The 14,930-nt window shown below is 59.8% G+C and carries 14 protein-coding genes and 1 riboswitch; of the genes, 7 read left to right on the top strand and 7 right to left on the bottom strand.

Annotated elements, in window-relative coordinates:
• Positions 1–256 precede the first annotated feature (256 nt).
• Entirely contained in the window at positions 257–1,168 is a 912-nt protein-coding gene (locus AC6I8E_RS17680) for an alpha/beta fold hydrolase (protein WP_033784255.1), read from the top strand.
• The gene (locus AC6I8E_RS17675) at positions 1,161–2,552 is read left to right on the top strand and encodes a hypothetical protein (protein ID WP_497824268.1); all 1,392 of its coding nucleotides are present in this window, start codon (positions 1,161–1,163) and stop codon (positions 2,550–2,552) included. The genes AC6I8E_RS17680 and AC6I8E_RS17675 overlap by 8 nt, the downstream gene beginning before the upstream one ends.
• 16 nt (positions 2,553–2,568) lie before the next feature.
• Here the strand turns inward: AC6I8E_RS17675 and AC6I8E_RS17670 are convergent, their stop codons facing one another.
• Together AC6I8E_RS17670 and AC6I8E_RS17665 are read right to left on the bottom strand one after the other, a co-directional pair.
• Complete coding sequence (locus tag AC6I8E_RS17670) at positions 2,569–3,921, bottom strand: MFS transporter (protein WP_497824267.1); 1,353 nt, start codon at positions 3,919–3,921, stop codon at positions 2,569–2,571.
• Positions 3,922–4,091: 170 nt separating this feature from the next.
• Positions 4,092–4,994 carry a GntR family transcriptional regulator gene (locus tag AC6I8E_RS17665; RefSeq protein ID WP_013359418.1) on the bottom strand — a complete coding sequence of 301 codons (903 nt, stop codon included), beginning with the start codon at positions 4,992–4,994 and terminating at the stop codon, positions 4,092–4,094.
• A 137-nt stretch (positions 4,995–5,131) separates the two neighbouring features.
• Here AC6I8E_RS17665 and AC6I8E_RS17660 point away from each other — a divergent pair, with 137 nt between their 5' ends.
• Positions 5,132–6,160 carry a zinc-binding alcohol dehydrogenase family protein gene (locus tag AC6I8E_RS17660; protein WP_497824266.1) on the top strand — a complete coding sequence of 343 codons (1,029 nt, stop codon included), beginning with the start codon at positions 5,132–5,134 and terminating at the stop codon, positions 6,158–6,160.
• A gap of 6 nt (positions 6,161–6,166) precedes the next feature.
• Here AC6I8E_RS17660 and AC6I8E_RS17655 read toward each other — a convergent pair whose 3' ends face one another.
• Positions 6,167–7,087 (bottom strand): nucleoside hydrolase, encoded by a 921-nt coding sequence (locus AC6I8E_RS17655; RefSeq protein WP_195857588.1) that lies wholly within the window; start codon positions 7,085–7,087, stop codon positions 6,167–6,169.
• Between the two features lie 105 nt (positions 7,088–7,192).
• Positions 7,193–7,268, top strand: a riboswitch (Fluoride riboswitch).
• Positions 7,269–7,356: 88 nt separating this feature from the next.
• Here AC6I8E_RS17655 and crcB point away from each other — a divergent pair.
• Both crcB and AC6I8E_RS17645 read left to right on the top strand, forming a co-directional pair.
• A complete protein-coding gene (gene crcB, locus AC6I8E_RS17650) occupies positions 7,357–7,734 on the top strand; it encodes a fluoride efflux transporter CrcB (RefSeq protein ID WP_013359414.1) in 378 nt (125 codons plus the stop codon).
• A 120-nt stretch (positions 7,735–7,854) separates the two neighbouring features.
• Positions 7,855–8,670: a sugar phosphate isomerase/epimerase family protein gene (locus AC6I8E_RS17645; RefSeq protein ID WP_497824265.1), complete on the top strand. Its 816-nt coding sequence runs from the start codon at positions 7,855–7,857 to the stop codon at positions 8,668–8,670.
• Here AC6I8E_RS17645 and AC6I8E_RS17640 read toward each other — a convergent pair.
• The 3 genes from AC6I8E_RS17640 to AC6I8E_RS17630 all read right to left on the bottom strand — a co-directional run bounded on the left by AC6I8E_RS17640 (position 8,667) and on the right by AC6I8E_RS17630 (position 11,229).
• Entirely contained in the window at positions 8,667–9,272 is a 606-nt protein-coding gene (locus AC6I8E_RS17640) for an alpha/beta hydrolase (protein WP_013359412.1), read from the bottom strand. The genes AC6I8E_RS17645 and AC6I8E_RS17640 overlap by 4 nt on opposite strands.
• Positions 9,273–9,283: 11 nt before the next feature.
• On the bottom strand, positions 9,284–10,225 hold the full coding sequence (locus AC6I8E_RS17635; RefSeq protein WP_201252195.1) for a glutathione S-transferase family protein: 942 nt from the start codon (positions 10,223–10,225) through the stop codon (positions 9,284–9,286).
• A gap of 98 nt (positions 10,226–10,323) precedes the next feature.
• On the bottom strand, positions 10,324–11,229 hold the full coding sequence (locus AC6I8E_RS17630; RefSeq protein ID WP_013359410.1) for a LysR family transcriptional regulator: 906 nt from the start codon (positions 11,227–11,229) through the stop codon (positions 10,324–10,326).
• A gap of 141 nt (positions 11,230–11,370) precedes the next feature.
• On the opposite strand from AC6I8E_RS17630, the gene AC6I8E_RS17625 reads away from it, so the two are divergent.
• A complete protein-coding gene (locus AC6I8E_RS17625; RefSeq protein ID WP_497824264.1) occupies positions 11,371–12,495 on the top strand; it encodes a GNAT family N-acetyltransferase in 1,125 nt (374 codons plus the stop codon).
• Here AC6I8E_RS17625 and AC6I8E_RS17620 read toward each other — a convergent pair.
• Positions 12,492–14,324 (bottom strand): ABC transporter ATP-binding protein, encoded by a 1,833-nt coding sequence (locus AC6I8E_RS17620; RefSeq protein WP_497824263.1) that lies wholly within the window; start codon positions 14,322–14,324, stop codon positions 12,492–12,494. The genes AC6I8E_RS17625 and AC6I8E_RS17620 overlap by 4 nt on opposite strands.
• Before the next feature lie 72 nt (positions 14,325–14,396).
• Here AC6I8E_RS17620 and AC6I8E_RS17615 point away from each other — a divergent pair, with 72 nt between their 5' ends.
• Positions 14,397–14,897 (top strand): GNAT family N-acetyltransferase, encoded by a 501-nt coding sequence (locus tag AC6I8E_RS17615; protein ID WP_013359407.1) that lies wholly within the window; start codon positions 14,397–14,399, stop codon positions 14,895–14,897.
• Positions 14,898–14,930: the final 33 nt, after the last annotated feature.

The raw sequence follows: 14,930 nt of genomic DNA, 5'->3' as shown, positions 1-14,930 counted from the left end.
GACATAAGTCTGAGCAGATAAGCTCTGCTGATAATAAAATAAACCCGCCCAGTGCGGGTTTTTTATTGCCTGAAATTCGTATTGTCTCTTGCCTTCCCGCTTACACCAGACAGTTTCCCCGCCAGAGTTCATCACCCGCAACGCCCGCTTCTTCTTATGCGAAACCCCATACTTTTTCACACCATCACGCGGATAACCCGCCCCCAACCCGATCCCGTCCTACACTGAATTATTCCTCCCAAATCAGGAGCAGCGGATGATCCGGAAGCATCGACGAAAACAGGCAGCGATTGTGGCAGGCGTGGGATTAGGTGTGGCAGCTACGCTTTGGGGCATGAAACGCTGGCAGGCGCTGAAGCAGACACCGCCGGTGTCGCCGCGCAGTCATCACGCCGGGCTGGCGGGTTATTTTCAGCAGGTGGGCGACTGGCGCATGTTTACCCGCGTCACGCCCAATGAAGATCGGGGACTGCCGGTAGTGCTGGTTCACGGTCTGGTGATGTCGGGCCGGGCGATGGAGCCGCTGGCGCTGGCGCTGGGTCGCGACTATCACGTACTGGTACCGGATCTGCCAGGGTTTGGGGCCAGTGCGCTGCCGGCTTCTGCGCCGATCATGTCCGTGGATGAGCAGGCTGACGCACTCTGGCTCTGGCTGCAGCACAACGGGTTTCAGCGTGCCATCTGGGTCGGCAACTCGTTTGGCTGTCAGATTCTGGCGGCACTGGCGGTGAAATATCCGCAGGCCGTGGCGGGGCTTGTGTTGCAGGGGCCGACGGTCGATCGTCATGCCCGCAGCCTGCCGCGTCAGCTGTGGCGCAGCTGGCGTAATGGCCGCCTGGAAACGCGTCGTCCGCCGGGGCCGCTGGCCCGCATCGATTACGCTAAAGCGGGGCTCTGGCGCGCCTTTGGCACGATGCGCGCCATGCTGCGTGACCGCATCGAGCATCGTCTGACTTACATTACTGCGCCGACGCTGCTGCTGCGCGGTTCGCGCGATCCGATCTGTCGGGCGCGCTGGCTGGATGAGCTTGCTGCTCTGATGCCGCACAGTGAACGCCTGACGCTGCGCGACGGCACGCACACGCTGCACTACGTCTATCCGTGGAGTTTCTGCAACGCCATTCGCCCGTTCCTGGCGCGCATTCAGCAGGAGAATCAGCATGAGTAAACCGCCCAAAGGCATCGCCCGTTTTGACTCGGCCGCCGCCATGCTGCTGGCGCTGGCCAATGCGCTCCACGATCGTCCCTTTGCCAGTCCGAGCCAGTCACCGACACTTGACCGGCTGCTACCCTCACTGAACCGTCTGCCGACCGGGCTGCGTGAGTGGGGCTATGCGTTGGGCGGCATGGCAGAAGGTATCAGCCTGCGTCAGGCGGGCGAGCTGGATGTGGAAGGCATCGCAGAATGGATGGTCAGCGAGTACCCGCAGCAGGATTATCCGGCGGCGTTTATTGGCTCGTCGAACGGCGCGCTGGTGCATCTGGCGTCGGCGATGGGCGTGCCCTGGCTGCCGCAGACCTTTCTCTGTCCGGTGCGGGCGACCAACAGCGATCCCGATGATGCGATGGCGAGCTTTGAGCAGGGCAAAGAGATCGCTGCTGCACTGCTGGCCGCCTGGCCGAGGCTGGCGGTGCACCATATGCATGACCCGAATCAGGATCGGCTGATGCTTGACCAGATGCGCTATTTCCGGCTGAAACTGCGCGAACTGCCGCTGGCTTTCAATGAATTCCTGATGGGGAGCCTGCCCGCGGGTTCAACGCTGTTTATCAACCACTGCACCCGCCAGTGGCCGGTGACACGCACCAGCGATCGCTCGTTCTTTCAGTTTGGCGCGCTCGGTGGCGCAACCGAAAAAGAGTATTTGCAGGGCGGCCCGCGGGTAGCGGAATATCTGGCGCATTACGGTATTGACCGCGAGCGCTGGACGCCGCCTGACATCACTGACCACGTGCCGGAAGCGGAGTGGGGCCTGGATGGTTATCTGATTTCCCCGCTGAAAAAACTGGCGGCGGCGCAGAACTGGAAGCTGATGGAGATTCGTTACGAAGACCCGGAAGCAATGAGTTTTGTGGTGGCGGAGATTTATCGCGACTGGTATCTGGCAGCGGGCATTTTATCGACCCGGCTGACGGTGGACAGTTTCCTGCTGATGGATCCCTGGTGTACCCAGCAGCAGCAGGCGATTCCGTTCTGGCTGGTGTTCTGTACCGAACCGTCCGCGGCGGCGCTGCAACGCTTCCTCGAAAAACAGCCACCGTTCCGCAACATCGACATGATGCTCTTTTCTCACGGCACCGACAGCATCGGGCTGGCGGAGATTGATCGCTGGCAGGCACTGTTATCCCATGCGCGTGATGAGGGGGCATTGATTGGGGTGGATGAAGCGCGGTTCCCGCGTGATTTCGCGACGTTTGCCCGCTTCGACTCGGCGCTGCGTGAACGGGCACCGCTGTTGCCACCACCCCCTCCACTCAGTACAGAGAAGGTGATGGCGGGCATTAAACGCTACGGTGCAAAATATGGCGTCACCCTGACGGCGCTGACGTAGCCGCCGTCAGCCGTGCTTATTCGCCGTCGGTGATCGGCTGGCGCACCAGCAGCAGGTAGGCGAGTGCGCCAACCAGCGTCACACAGGCGCAAATCATCAGCGCCAGGCTGAACGATTTGGTGGTGTCGAGCACCCAGCCAGTGATGACGGGCGCGAACGAGGCGAAGATAAAGCTGGCGAAGTTCTGGATGCTGCCGACCGAGGCGGTCATGCGGGCGGTGACGTTGGCGTGGATAAGCCCCCAGCATGACGTTCCGGCAAAGTGGATACAGAACAGCGCCATCCCAATCAGCGTCACGGCGCTGGTGGTATCGGTCGCGCGGGTCACCACCGCGGTAAACCCGGCGGACAGCAGCATTCCGCTGACGATGCAGACTTTGCGGGTTTTCACCGCGTTAAAGCCGCGACGCACCAGCGAATCAACCACATAGCCATTCAGCAGCATGCCCGCCGCACCAAACAGGAATGGAATCGCCGCCAGCAGGCCGGTACTTTTCAGATCGAGATGATAGGTCGATTGCAGATAGCCCGGCAGCCAGGCGATATAGAGCCACGCAGTGTAGTTGATGCCGCTGAAGCCAATCATCATGCCCCACATGGTGCGCTGCTTAAACAGGCCGCGCCACTCTCTGAAGCTGATCGGCTCTTTACGCGATGCCACGCTGCCCGCCTGCAGATAGTGGATCTCTTCGGCGTTCAGAGTGTTGTTATCGCGGTCGCGGTAAATCATATACCAGCCGATCGCGAGGAACATGCCGAGGATACCGATGGTGACAAACATGCCGCGCCAGCCCATCACCAGCATCATCGCCGCCAGAATCGGCGGGGCTACGGACAGCCCAATCATCGAGGCGGCATTAAACATCCCCATCGGCATGCCGCGATCTTTAATGTTGAACCAGTCGTTGATGACTTTCACGCCGCATGGGTTCATCGGCGCTTCGCCAATGCCGAGACCGATGCGCACCAGCACGAACTGGGTGAAGTTATGCACCAGACCAGAGGCCGCCTGGAACAGCGACCAGATGAACATGCCGATACCGAGCATAATGCGCGGGCCTTTACGATCCAGCAGCGCACCGCACGGCAACTGCGCCAGGCCATACGCCAGCGAAAAAGCAGAGAGCAGGAGGCCGATTTCGGTGGCGCTCAGCCCCATCTCGTCGCGGATGGTCATATTCGCCACCGACAGCGAGCTGCGATCCAGATAGTTGATGATGGCGGCGAACAGCAGCAGCAACATTGCCGTGATCTGCACTTTGCGGATGCGCGGTGAACGCACCACGTCGCTGCGCATCGGCACGAAATCCTGGCCTGGTGGCGTGTCGCCGGTCACGCTGTCGCGGCCGGTTACTGAAGTCTTTTCCATTGCACTCTCCCGAAACTGGGTACTTATCGTTATGGTGAGAAGGGGTCTGCGCGCAGCGGCAAAAGGCCGCCGTGACGTTGCAGTCGAGACTAAGAGCAAAGGGTTAAGGATGTTGCAAAGATGTTTCTGAATCGTGCGGGAGCTAATGCTTTGTGGTTTTTAATCGGTTTTTAATTGTACTGACCGATTGAGCGCACCATCGAGGTTTTGGCGGTCGCCAGATGGTTATGCAGGGCGCAGAGTGCGTCGATATCCTGACGGCCAATCAGCGCGGTGAGAATCGCCATATGCTCCTCCAGCGCCACAATATTTCGCTGCTTGAGATCGCTCTCATCCCACTGATAATGCGAATGAAAAATCACCGAGATAATCTCCAGCGACTGATTGAAAAATGGGTTGTTAGCGGCGGATAAAATCAGCGAATGCATCTGGCGGTCCAGCGCGGCAAAGTGGCGATAGTTGCTGGCAATGGTGTCGCGCATCGATCGGTGACGATCCAGCAGATCCCGCGCCTGGACCCAGCGTTCATCGCTGGCGGGCAGATTGAGGAAGCGGCTCAGGGCGTGGGTTTCCAGCATCTCGCGCAGCTCAAACAGCTTCTCGGCGTAATCCTGCGTGAACTTCTTCATCCGCCACTGACCACGTTTCACCGGCTCCAGCAGATCATAGCGCATAAAGCGCAGCAGAAACTCGCGTACCACTACCGGACTGACCTTCACCTGCTGCGCCAGTTGCAGCTCGCTGAAGGTGTCGCCCGGCACCAGCTGCCGCTGATTAATCATATTAAAAAACATCTGCTCGAAGTGGCTGGCCTGCTGCTCAATCGGCGGCGTTAAGGCGCTAAAGCCGTCTTCTTCACGCGGATCGCGCACGATAACGTAAGTCTGATCGACTTTATCCAGCACGCCGCACTGATGCAGATAGTGCAGGGTATGACGCACCGTGGTCCGGCTGATATTGAACATCTCGGCCAGCGCAGCCTGCGGCGGCAGGGGTGAACAGATGTGACGCTGAGCAATACTTTCCAGCATCTGGTTGATAACGTTCTGACGCAAATTCTGGCTGCGGCTCATCTTACTCTCCGGTTTTTTATGCATTAAAAACCATTCAAAGCCCAAAAAAATCGCCGTGCTTCACATTTCCCGCAAACGAACGCCTCGCGACGAGCAGGATTCGCCATAACTGCCAGCAGGACAACCGGAGAATCACCATGACAACAATGAAAGCACTGGTCATCGCTGAACCACGTAAGATGGTCTGGGCCATCCGCGACACCCCCACGCCTGCCGCGGGCGAGGCACTGATTAAAATCCTGACTGCCGGAATCTGCGGCACTGATATCCACGCCTGGTCCGGCAATCAGCCGTTCTTCAGCTATCCACGGGTACTGGGCCATGAAATCTGTGCAGAAGTGGTGGCGCTGGGCAGTGGCGCGGAAGGCTTTCAGCCAGGCCAGCGGGTGGCACTCATGCCCTACATCTCCTGCCTGCGCTGCGACGCCTGCCAGAGCGGAAAAACCAACTGCTGTGAGCGGATCTCGGTGATTGGCGTGCATCAGGATGGCGGTTTCTGCGACTACCTGAGCGTGCCGGTCAGCACCCTGCTGGCGGTGGATGAGGTCGCACCGGAAGCGGCCGCGCTGATTGAGCCGTTTGCCATCAGCGCCCATGCGGTGCGGCGTGCCGGAATTGGAGCGGATGAGCAGGTGCTGGTGGTCGGAGCCGGGCCGATTGGGCTGGGTGTCGCCGCCATTGCCGCCGCCAGTGGTGCGCAGGTGGTGGTCGCGGATACCAGCGAATTTCGTCGCCAGCATGTCGCTGACCAGCTCGGTCTGGCGGCACTGAATCCGGCTGATGAGGCGTTCGATAGTGCGCTACGCGAGCAGTTTGGTGGCCGTCTGGCGCTGAAAGTGATTGACGCCACCGGCAATCCGGCGGCGATGAACAATGCAGTCAACCTGATGCGGCACGGCGGCACCATCGTCTATGTCGGTCTGCACAAAGGCGATCTGGTCATCCCGGACAGTGAATTCCACAAAAAAGAGGCCACGCTGATGGGCAGCCGCAACGCCACCCGCGAAGACTTTGATCGGGTGCGTGTGTTAATGGCCAGCGGCCAGCTGCGCGCCGACATGATGCTGAATCACCATCTGGCTTTCTCCACGCTGGATGAAACCTTTGAGGCGCTGGTCATCAACAACCGTGAGCTGATCAAAGGCGTCATTCACTTCGACAGGTAACGTGATTCAGGGCGCGGTGAGGATCTCAAAGAAGTGCGCCCGCACCGCGTCGGCATCCACGCCAAGCGCGATGCGCTGGGCCGGCAGACCGGCAAACGGATCGGCTCGTGATGCCAGCGCGCTGAGCTTACGCACCGTCTGACCGCAGGCGATGCCCTCGGTAATCACCCGCAGCGGGCTTTCGGTGAGCGTAAACGCCTGCGGCAGCGTCAGCCACGCCACCGCCAGGGTGTCGTGCAGCGCCATACCCGCAAAACCCTCTTTCTGCAGGCTGTAAGCCAGGTAAGGGCGACAGATCGCGCTCAGCACCGGCTGGTTCAGACGCTGCACCTCATCGCCGCTGATCAGCACCTTGTGCGTGACATCCAGCGGGATCACTACCACGTTCAGCGCCGACGCGAGCACCTGATCGGCGGCGTGCGGATCTTTCCAGATATTAAATTCGCTGAAAGGCGTCACGTTGCCGCTGTGGCCGTCGGTGCCAAACGCGCCGCCCATGATCACCAGCTCTTTGACCAGCGGAATAATATCCGGCGCCTGATTAATGGCCGTGGCGATATTGGTCAGCGGACCAATTGCCACCAGGGTGATCTGATGCGGCTGCGCCCGCACGCTGTCGATAATAAACTGCACCGCGCCTGGCGCCTCATCGCTAAAAGCATTATCAAACGCATCGCCCAGCCCATCTTCGCCGTGCAGCCTGGCGGGCGCAGAGGGGGTCAGCGCCAGCGGCCGTGAACAGCCGCGCCAGACCGCTGCGTTAATCGCCATTTTGTCGCAGAATAGCCGGGCATTTTTCACCGCCTGACCCACTGCCACGTTACCAAAAACCGTGGTAATCCCCAGCAGATGCTGCGTCCGCGCCGCATAAGCCAGCGCAAAGGCGTCATCCACGCCGATATCAGTATCAAAAATCAGGGTACGCATAGGCTCTCCGCAACAGGCTGTAAACCTTCAGCATTACCCCGCCAGCGGGCAGGGCGTCAAGCGATTCAGCCGTATTGCCAGCCTGGAACGGGCGTCGTATTATCACCGGCTCAAGGTGATGGCGTGCCACCTTTCCTAACCGCCGGTGGGCTTAACACCGGCTGATGACGCCTGACACTCAATTCCTTCGCGGGAGCTGAGGTGTCAGGCGCAGTTTATCTCTGCCTCTCCTCCTCAGCCCGGCATTACTCTGTAATCAGGAGCAAGACATGTTTAAACCCTTACTGGCTGTGGTGATCGGCGGCTCTGCCGGCTGTGTACTGCGCTGGCTGTTCGCAATGCGTTTTAATGCACTCTTTCCCAACCTGCCGCCCGGCACGCTGCTGGTGAATCTGATCGGCGGTCTGGTGATCGGCGGGGCGATGGCCTGGTTTGTCCGCCATCCCGACATCGACCCGATCTGGAAACTGTTAATCGTCACCGGACTCTGCGGCGGCCTGACGACTTTCTCCTCTTTCACGGCAGAATTAATGGTGTTGCTACAATCAGGGAAGTATTTCTGGGCGATGGCCAGCGCGCTGGTGCATGTAATTGGCTCGCTGCTGATGGCGTTTGCCGGTTTCGCACTGGTCACGCTGCTGGGCTGACCCGGCGCATCATACCGCTCAAGCGATACTGATTTCGGGCGTGTGCGCGGTGCATCGGATAATGCGCGGCGCTGACGCTGACCCTCACCGATTATTCCGGACGATTAAGGAGCCGAGCAAATGCGAACCAATCCCACCTTCCTTAACCTGGTGTTGTTAAACGGTGAACCCGGCCAGAAGCTGCAGGCGGCGCGTGACGCCGGTTTTGATCAGGTCGAGATCTGGCGCGAGGATGTTGAAGCCTGTGAAGGCGGTGCAGCGGCACTGGCTGAGATCAGCGCACGACAGGGACCTGGCTTTACCAATCTGCAGGTGCTGCGTGATTTCACCGGCGCACCCAGTGCGTTGCGATCTCAGAAGCGCGAAGAGCTGCGTCAGTTTATACAGATTGCCCAGGCGCTGAGCTGTGACACCATTCAGGCACCGGCCAGCACCCGTGAGGATTGCTGTGCCGACCAGATTGATGATGACCTGCGCTGGATGGCCTCTGAAGCCGCGCGCTACAACATGCGCATTATGTATGAGCCGATGGCCTGGTGCAGCGTGGACAATACGCTGCCGCTGGCGTGGCAGCGATTGCAGCGGCTCGATCAGCCTAATATCGGGCTGGTGGTCGATCTGTTCCACATCTGCGCGCTGGGCGGTGATGCCTCCCATCTGGACGGCATTCCCGCCGATCGCATCTATGAAGTGCAGCTGTGTGATATGGCCGCCGTTCCCGCGCAGGATAAGCAGAGCCTGATGGCGATGGCGAAGCACCAGCGTCTGCTGCCCGGCGATGGGATTATCAATGTTGAGCGCTTTGTCGATAAGCTCAAAAGCGCGGGCTATCAGGGGCCGGTGGGGATTGAAGTCTTTAATGATGCGCTGAAACGCCTGCCGCCCGACGTGGCTTCCCGCCATGCCTGGCAGGCGTTAACGCGCTGCTGGGGTTAATCCTGTAAGCACTGCCCGATAAACGCGGCGGCGTGCATGGCACCCTGAGCGGAAATGGTGTGGCCGGTGGCGGGTTCAAAGCGCGCGTCGACCGGCACCGCCGCGGCTCGCAGCCGGGCCGCCGCAGATTCGCTCTCCTGCCACGGGATGACTTCATCGGCCTGGCCGTGGATCAGCAGGGCGGGCACATGAGCCTGCGGAGTTAATTCACCGTCAACCGCCAGACGACCGGAAAAGGCGACCACGCCCGCCAGCGGATAACGGCCAGACGCCAGCGCATCCAGCGCCATGATCGACCCCTGAGAGAAGCCCACCAGCACCACATCCTGCCAGCGGTCGGCAAAGCCGTGCTGCGCGACAATTTCATTGAGTGTCGCATCAAACGCGGCCCGTGCCGCCCGAACCCGACCAGGCCGGTTTTCTGGCGTTACGTCTGTCAGGCTGAACCACTGCCAGCCAAAACCGGCGGGAAAACGTTCAGGTGCATTGGGCGAGGCAAAAACCACATCCGGCAACAGCGTCGCCCAGTGACGGCCAATCGGAGCCAGATCGTCGCCGTTACTGCCTACGCCATGCAGAAAAATCACCAGTGCTTTTGCCATCATTGTTCCTTTTATAAACCGTATTCACTCAGGTCAGGACCCGCCGGAACGATGCCGTTCGGGTTCAGCGCCTTGATCGAGTAGTAACCCTGTTTGATATGGTCAATGTTGACCGTTTCACGTACGCCAGAGACCGACAACATGCTCTTAAGATAGCGGTTCAGCAGCGTATAGTCGCGGATCCGGCGCAGGTTGCATTTGAACAGGCCATGATAGGCGACGTCAAAGCGAATCAGGGTCACAAACAGCCGGATGTCGGTTTCCGTCAGCCGTTCACCCAGCAGGAAGGTACGACCATCGCTGAGCAGCGCCTCCAGTTCATCGAGCTGGCTGAAAACGTCATTAAACGCCTGCTGATAGCTGACAGAGGTCGTGGCGAAGCCCGCGCGATAAACACCGTTATTCAAACGCGGATAAAGGCTCTCATTCAGCGCATCAATCTCCGCACGCAGCGCGGCGGGATAAAGGTCGATGCGGTTATCGGCCAGATCGCCAAAGCCGCTGTTAAACATCCGCACAATGTCCGCAGACTCGTTGCTGACGATGGTGGCAGTTTTCCTGTCCCAGAGCACCGGCACAGTGGCCCGCCCGGTGTAGTCGGGCGCGACGCGGGTGTAAATTTCATGCAGGTATTGCGCGTTATTCAGCGGGTCCGGCTGCGCGCCGGGAAAGTTGCCGAAGCGCCAGCCCTGAGAGCCAAGCTGCGGCTCGACCACCGTCACGCCGATCAGCGATTCCAGCCCCTTGAGCTTACGGGCGATCAGCGCACGCGACGCCCATGGGCAGATCAGCGCCACATAGAGGTGGTAGCGATCGGGTTCGGCGGCGAATGCCGTGGAGCCATCGCTGCTGATAAAGTCCCGGAAGCCGGACGTCTGACGGACAAAGCCGCCCTGTTTATCGGTAGCCTGCACCGGATGCCAGTCACTACTCCATTTGCCTTCTACTAACATCGCGCGACTCCTCTCTGTTTTGAGAAGCAGCTTAACTGATGACTAAACGGCTGATAATCCGGTCATAAAGACAATCATTTCTTCCATTATGGAAGGAATCACGCAGGCGGGAAGTGGGTAAAGTGGGTAACCAGAAAATCGATGAGCAGGCGCGCCCGGTGCGCCAGATGACGGGCGGGCGGATAGACCACAAACAGGCCCAGCGGCGGTGTGTCGAAGTTATCCAGCAGCCGGACAATATCACCCTGTTGCAGCGCGGGAGCGGCGATGAAACCGGGCAGGCGCGCAATGCCTAATCCGGCCATCGCTGCCTGCAGACAGGCTTCAGTGTTGGCAAATCGCAGACGGCCCCGGACCGGCACGGTGACAATCTCGTTGCTGCCGTCACCGCTGACAAACGGCCAGTGCCAGGGATCGCGGAAATTGGTGTCGATAATGCACTGATGCTGCGCCATGTCCCGCCAGTGTTGTGGCGTACCGAACTGCTCAAGATAGATCGGTGACGCAGCAATGCGGACATGCACTTCGCCCAGCTTGCGCGCCACCAGACTGCTGTCGCTGAGGTTGCCGATGCGGATCGCCATATCAAATCCCTCATCGACGATGTTCACGGCCCGGTCGGAAAAGCTGACATCCAGTTCAATCAGTGGATAGCGCCGGGCAAACGCCACCAGCACCTGAGAAAGCACCGCCGTGCCAAAAGAGCCGGGCGCACTGATTTTCAGCCTGCCGGTGGGGGTGGTGGCGCTTTCACGCACGCTGGCATCCAGCGTTTCAAACGCATCGAGCAGGTTTTTTACCCGCTCATAATAACTACGGCCAACGTCGGTGGGCGAGAGGGCGCGCGTGCTACGCTTAAACAGCTGGACGCCGAGCTGCTGCTCCAGCTTTGAAACCAGTTTAGAAGCCTGACTGCTGCTGGTACCGAGACGCAGCGCTGCCGCTGAAAAGCTGCCGGTTTCCAGCACCGTGACAAACATCCGGTCACAATCGAGTCGATCCATGGCGAAGTCCTGAAAGGGTAAAGTCGCAGTATAGAAGCTGCGGCCAGGCGTTGCAGCCTTCACTTTGCGTGCCTTAACCCTTTCGCTGCCGCGGAAAACCTGCTTGACTGACGCTCTGCCCGACGTTCTCTGGAGTAATTCATGTCGCTGATTCACCTGACGTCACTGGCGGCGATCCCGGCCGCCGAGTGGGATGCGCTGTTGCCTGATGACCAGCCGTTTTTGCGCCACGCTTTTCTGCTCACCTTAGAAGAGAGCGGCAGCGTGCGGCCTGAATCGGGCTGGCAGCCTGATCACCTGCTGTGGCGGGAAAAGGGCGTGACGCGCGCCGCGCTGCCGGGCTACCAGAAATATCATTCACAGGGCGAGTATGTCTTTGATCACGCCTGGGCGGATGCCAGCCAGCGCGCCGGGATCCGCTACTACCCGAAATGGCTGGGGGCGATTCCCTTCAGCCCGGTCAGCGGCGCGCGCCTGCTGGGTGACACCTCTGCCGCCGCACAGCTGCTGTCGGCCCTGCCGGAGAGCCTGTTGCAGCACGGCTTAAGCGGCGCGCACATCAACTTTACCGATGCGCAGGCGAACCTGCTGCTGGCCGATCAGCCCGACTGGCTCTCCCGGCTCGGCTGTCAGTATCACTGGCACAACCGTGGCTACCGTGATTTTCAGGACTTCCTGGACACGCTGATGTCGCGCAAGCGCAAACAGCTGCGTAAAGAGCGTGAGCAGGTGGCGCAGAGCGGCTTTGCGTTTGACCGCTATCGCGGTGACCAGCTGCGTGAAGATCAGTGGGATTTTGTCTACACCTGTTACGCCAACACCTACGCGGTGCGCGGCCAGCGGCCCTATCTGACGCGCAACTTCTTCAGCCTGCTGGCAGAGCGGATGCCGCAGAATATTGTGGTGGTAATCGCCCGCCTGCAGCAGCAACCGGCGGCGATGGCCTTTTATCTGCGCGACAGCAACACGCTTTATGGCCGCTACTGGGGCTGTCTGGCGGAGTTTGACCGGCTGCACTTCGAAACCTGTTTTTATCAGGGGATGGATTTAGCGATTGACGAAGGGCTGACGCGATTTGATGCGGGGGCGCAGGGCGAGCACAAGCTGGTGCGCGGCTTTGAGCCGCAGATTACCCACTCCTGGCACTATCTGCTGCATCCCGGCCTGCGCGAGGCCGTGGCAGATTTTCTGGTGCAGGAGCGGGAAGGCGTACGCGGCTGGGCGGAAGAGGCGCGCGACGCCTTACCCTATCGACGCGGCGATTAATCGACGCCGACAAATCCGCCGGTCTGAAGCTGCCACAGTCGGGCATAAAGACCGTTCTGCGCCAGCAGCTCCTGATGGCTGCCCATCTCGGCAATACCGCCTTTATCCAGCACCACCAGCCGATCCATCTTCGCAATGGTCGACAGGCGGTGCGCAATGGCGATAACGGTTTTGCCCTGCATTAAGGACTCCAGGCTCTCCTGAATGGCGGCTTCCACTTCAGAGTCGAGGGCAGAGGTCGCCTCATCCATGATCAGAACCGGCGCATCCTTCAGCAGCACGCGGGCAATCGCCACACGCTGACGCTGACCGCCCGACAGCTTCACGCCGCGCTCGCCCACGTGCGCGTCCAGCCCGGTGCGGCCCAGCGAGTCGGAGAGCAGCGGAATAAACTCATCGGCGCGGGCGCGGTGAATGGCCAGTTGCAGCTCCTCTTCAGTGGCGTCGGGACGGCCATAGAGCAGGTTTTCACGGATTGAGCGATGCAGCAGCGAGGTGTCCTGGGTGATCATGCCAATCTGGCTGCGCAGGCTCTCCTGGGTCACGGCGGCAATATCCTGTTCGTCGATCACAATCCGCCCACCGTTCAGGTCATAAAGACGCAGCAGCAGGTTCACCAGCGTCGATTTACCGGCACCCGAGGGACCAATCAGACCAATCTTCTCACCGGGTCGGATGTCGAGGTTAAAACCGTTAATCACCTGACGGCCACCGCCATAATCGAAGCGCACATTTTCAAAGCGGATGTTGCCACGCGTCACCTTAAGCTGCTTCGCCTGCGGCGCATCCTGCACGCTCAGCGGCTGCGCAATGGTGTTCAGGCCATCCTGCACCATGCCGATGTTTTCGAAGATGCCGTTGACCACCCACATGATCCAGCCGGACATATTCACCAGACGAATCACCAGCCCGGTCGCCAGCGCAATCGCCCCGACGCTGATCAGCGACTGGCTCCACAGCCACAATGCCAGGCCGGATGTTGAAACAATCAGCAGGCCGTTCAGCGCCGACAGCGTCAGATCCATACTGGTGACCATGCGGCTGGCGTGCTGGGTTTTGTCGGTCTGCTCCTGAATCGCCTCACGCGCGTACTGACGTTCCAGGTCGCTGTGGGCGAACAGCTTGATGGTGGCGATGTTGGTGTAGCCGTCAACAATGGTGCCCATCAGCTTTGAGCGCGCTTCCGAGGAGACCACAGAACGGGCTTTGACGCGCGGTACAAAGAAACGCAGCGAGGCGCTGTAGGCCACCATCCAGATAATCAGCGGGATCATCAGCCGCCAGTCGGCACCGGCAAACAGTACCAGCGAGGTTACGGCGTAGATCAGCACGTGCCAGATGGCGTCCACCAGCTGCACCGCCGAGTCACGCAGTGAACTGCCGGTCTGCATAATGCGCTGGGCAATACGCCCGGCGAAATCGCTCTGGAAGAAGTTAAGGCTCTGACGCAGCACGTAGTTGTGATGCTGCCAGCGGATCATGCTGGTCATGCTCGGGCTGATACTCTGATGCACCAGCATATCGTGCAGGGCGATAAAAACCGGCCGCAGAATCAGCGCCACCGCGCCCATCCACAACAGTATCGGCCAGTTATCCCGGAACAGGGTGGCGGGCGTTGAGTGATTGACCATATCGATAATGCGGCTCAGATAGCTGAACAGCGACACTTCAATCAGGGCTGATGCCAGCCCAACCACCAGCAGCGCGGCAAAACTGGGCCAGACCTGCCGCAGATAGTAGAGGTAAAACGACCAGACCGTTGAGGGGGGCGAATCGGTGGGTGCGTCCTGAAATATATTGATAAAACGCTCAAAACGACGATACAACATAGCGATACTCTTTCCGTCCGGTAAAGAGCTACAGCTTAGTGCATGAACCCCATTCGGCTAACAGGAGAAAATATGGAAATCACAATTCGGGCACGGGAACCGCAGGACGCTGCCGCTTATCAGCGGCTTTACAGTCATCCCGACGTCTATCCCTGGACGCTGCAGTTGCCGTTTCCCAGCGTCGCCACCTGGGAGAAAAAAATCGCCAGAATGGATGCCGAGGGCTTTATCGCCTTTGTCGCCGAGATCGACGGCGTGCTGGCCGGCGAACTGACGCTGTTTGTGGATAACAAGCCGCGCACCCGCCACTGCATCAGCTTTGGGCTGGGCGTGCATCCCGATTTTGGTGGTCGCGGCGTTGGTGAGCGCCTGATCCGCACTGCGCTCGACTACTCCCGCAACTGGCTGGGCATTACCCGTATGGAGCTGGAAGTGTTTCACGACAACGATCGTGCGCTGCGGCTCTATGAGCGGCTGGGCTTTGAGCGGGAAGGGGTGAAACGCCAGGCCGCACTGCGTGACGGTCAGCTGCGCGATGTGGTGATGATGGCGAAGCTGCTGAACGGGGAGTGATAACCGGCGCGGCAGTGCTGCCGCGCCGTGTTG

It is taken from the genome of Pantoea sp. X-Soil-YNGN-785 (genome assembly GCF_059730585.1).
The sequence above is the reverse complement of the archived record's forward strand: the minus strand, read 5'-3'. Positions and strand labels throughout refer to the sequence as shown.

What these genes read in the sequence shown, in the direction of transcription:
- AC6I8E_RS17680 (WP_033784255.1), top strand. Translation starts at nt 257, where the DNA reads ATGATCCGGAAGCATCGACGAAAACAGGCAGCGATTGTGGCAGGCGTG.
- AC6I8E_RS17675 (WP_497824268.1), top strand. Translation starts at nt 1,161, where the DNA reads ATGAGTAAACCGCCCAAAGGCATCGCCCGTTTTGACTCGGCCGCCGCC.
- AC6I8E_RS17670 (WP_497824267.1), bottom strand. Translation starts at nt 3,921, where the DNA reads ATGGAAAAGACTTCAGTAACCGGCCGCGACAGCGTGACCGGCGACACG.
- AC6I8E_RS17665 (WP_013359418.1), bottom strand. Translation starts at nt 4,994, where the DNA reads ATGAGCCGCAGCCAGAATTTGCGTCAGAACGTTATCAACCAGATGCTG.
- AC6I8E_RS17660 (WP_497824266.1), top strand. Translation starts at nt 5,132, where the DNA reads ATGACAACAATGAAAGCACTGGTCATCGCTGAACCACGTAAGATGGTC.
- AC6I8E_RS17655 (WP_195857588.1), bottom strand. Translation starts at nt 7,087, where the DNA reads ATGCGTACCCTGATTTTTGATACTGATATCGGCGTGGATGACGCCTTT.
- crcB (WP_013359414.1), top strand. Translation starts at nt 7,357, where the DNA reads ATGTTTAAACCCTTACTGGCTGTGGTGATCGGCGGCTCTGCCGGCTGT.
- AC6I8E_RS17645 (WP_497824265.1), top strand. Translation starts at nt 7,855, where the DNA reads ATGCGAACCAATCCCACCTTCCTTAACCTGGTGTTGTTAAACGGTGAA.
- AC6I8E_RS17640 (WP_013359412.1), bottom strand. Translation starts at nt 9,272, where the DNA reads ATGGCAAAAGCACTGGTGATTTTTCTGCATGGCGTAGGCAGTAACGGC.
- AC6I8E_RS17635 (WP_201252195.1), bottom strand. Translation starts at nt 10,225, where the DNA reads ATGTTAGTAGAAGGCAAATGGAGTAGTGACTGGCATCCGGTGCAGGCT.
- AC6I8E_RS17630 (WP_013359410.1), bottom strand. Translation starts at nt 11,229, where the DNA reads ATGGATCGACTCGATTGTGACCGGATGTTTGTCACGGTGCTGGAAACC.
- AC6I8E_RS17625 (WP_497824264.1), top strand. Translation starts at nt 11,371, where the DNA reads ATGTCGCTGATTCACCTGACGTCACTGGCGGCGATCCCGGCCGCCGAG.
- AC6I8E_RS17620 (WP_497824263.1), bottom strand. Translation starts at nt 14,324, where the DNA reads ATGTTGTATCGTCGTTTTGAGCGTTTTATCAATATATTTCAGGACGCA.
- AC6I8E_RS17615 (WP_013359407.1), top strand. Translation starts at nt 14,397, where the DNA reads ATGGAAATCACAATTCGGGCACGGGAACCGCAGGACGCTGCCGCTTAT.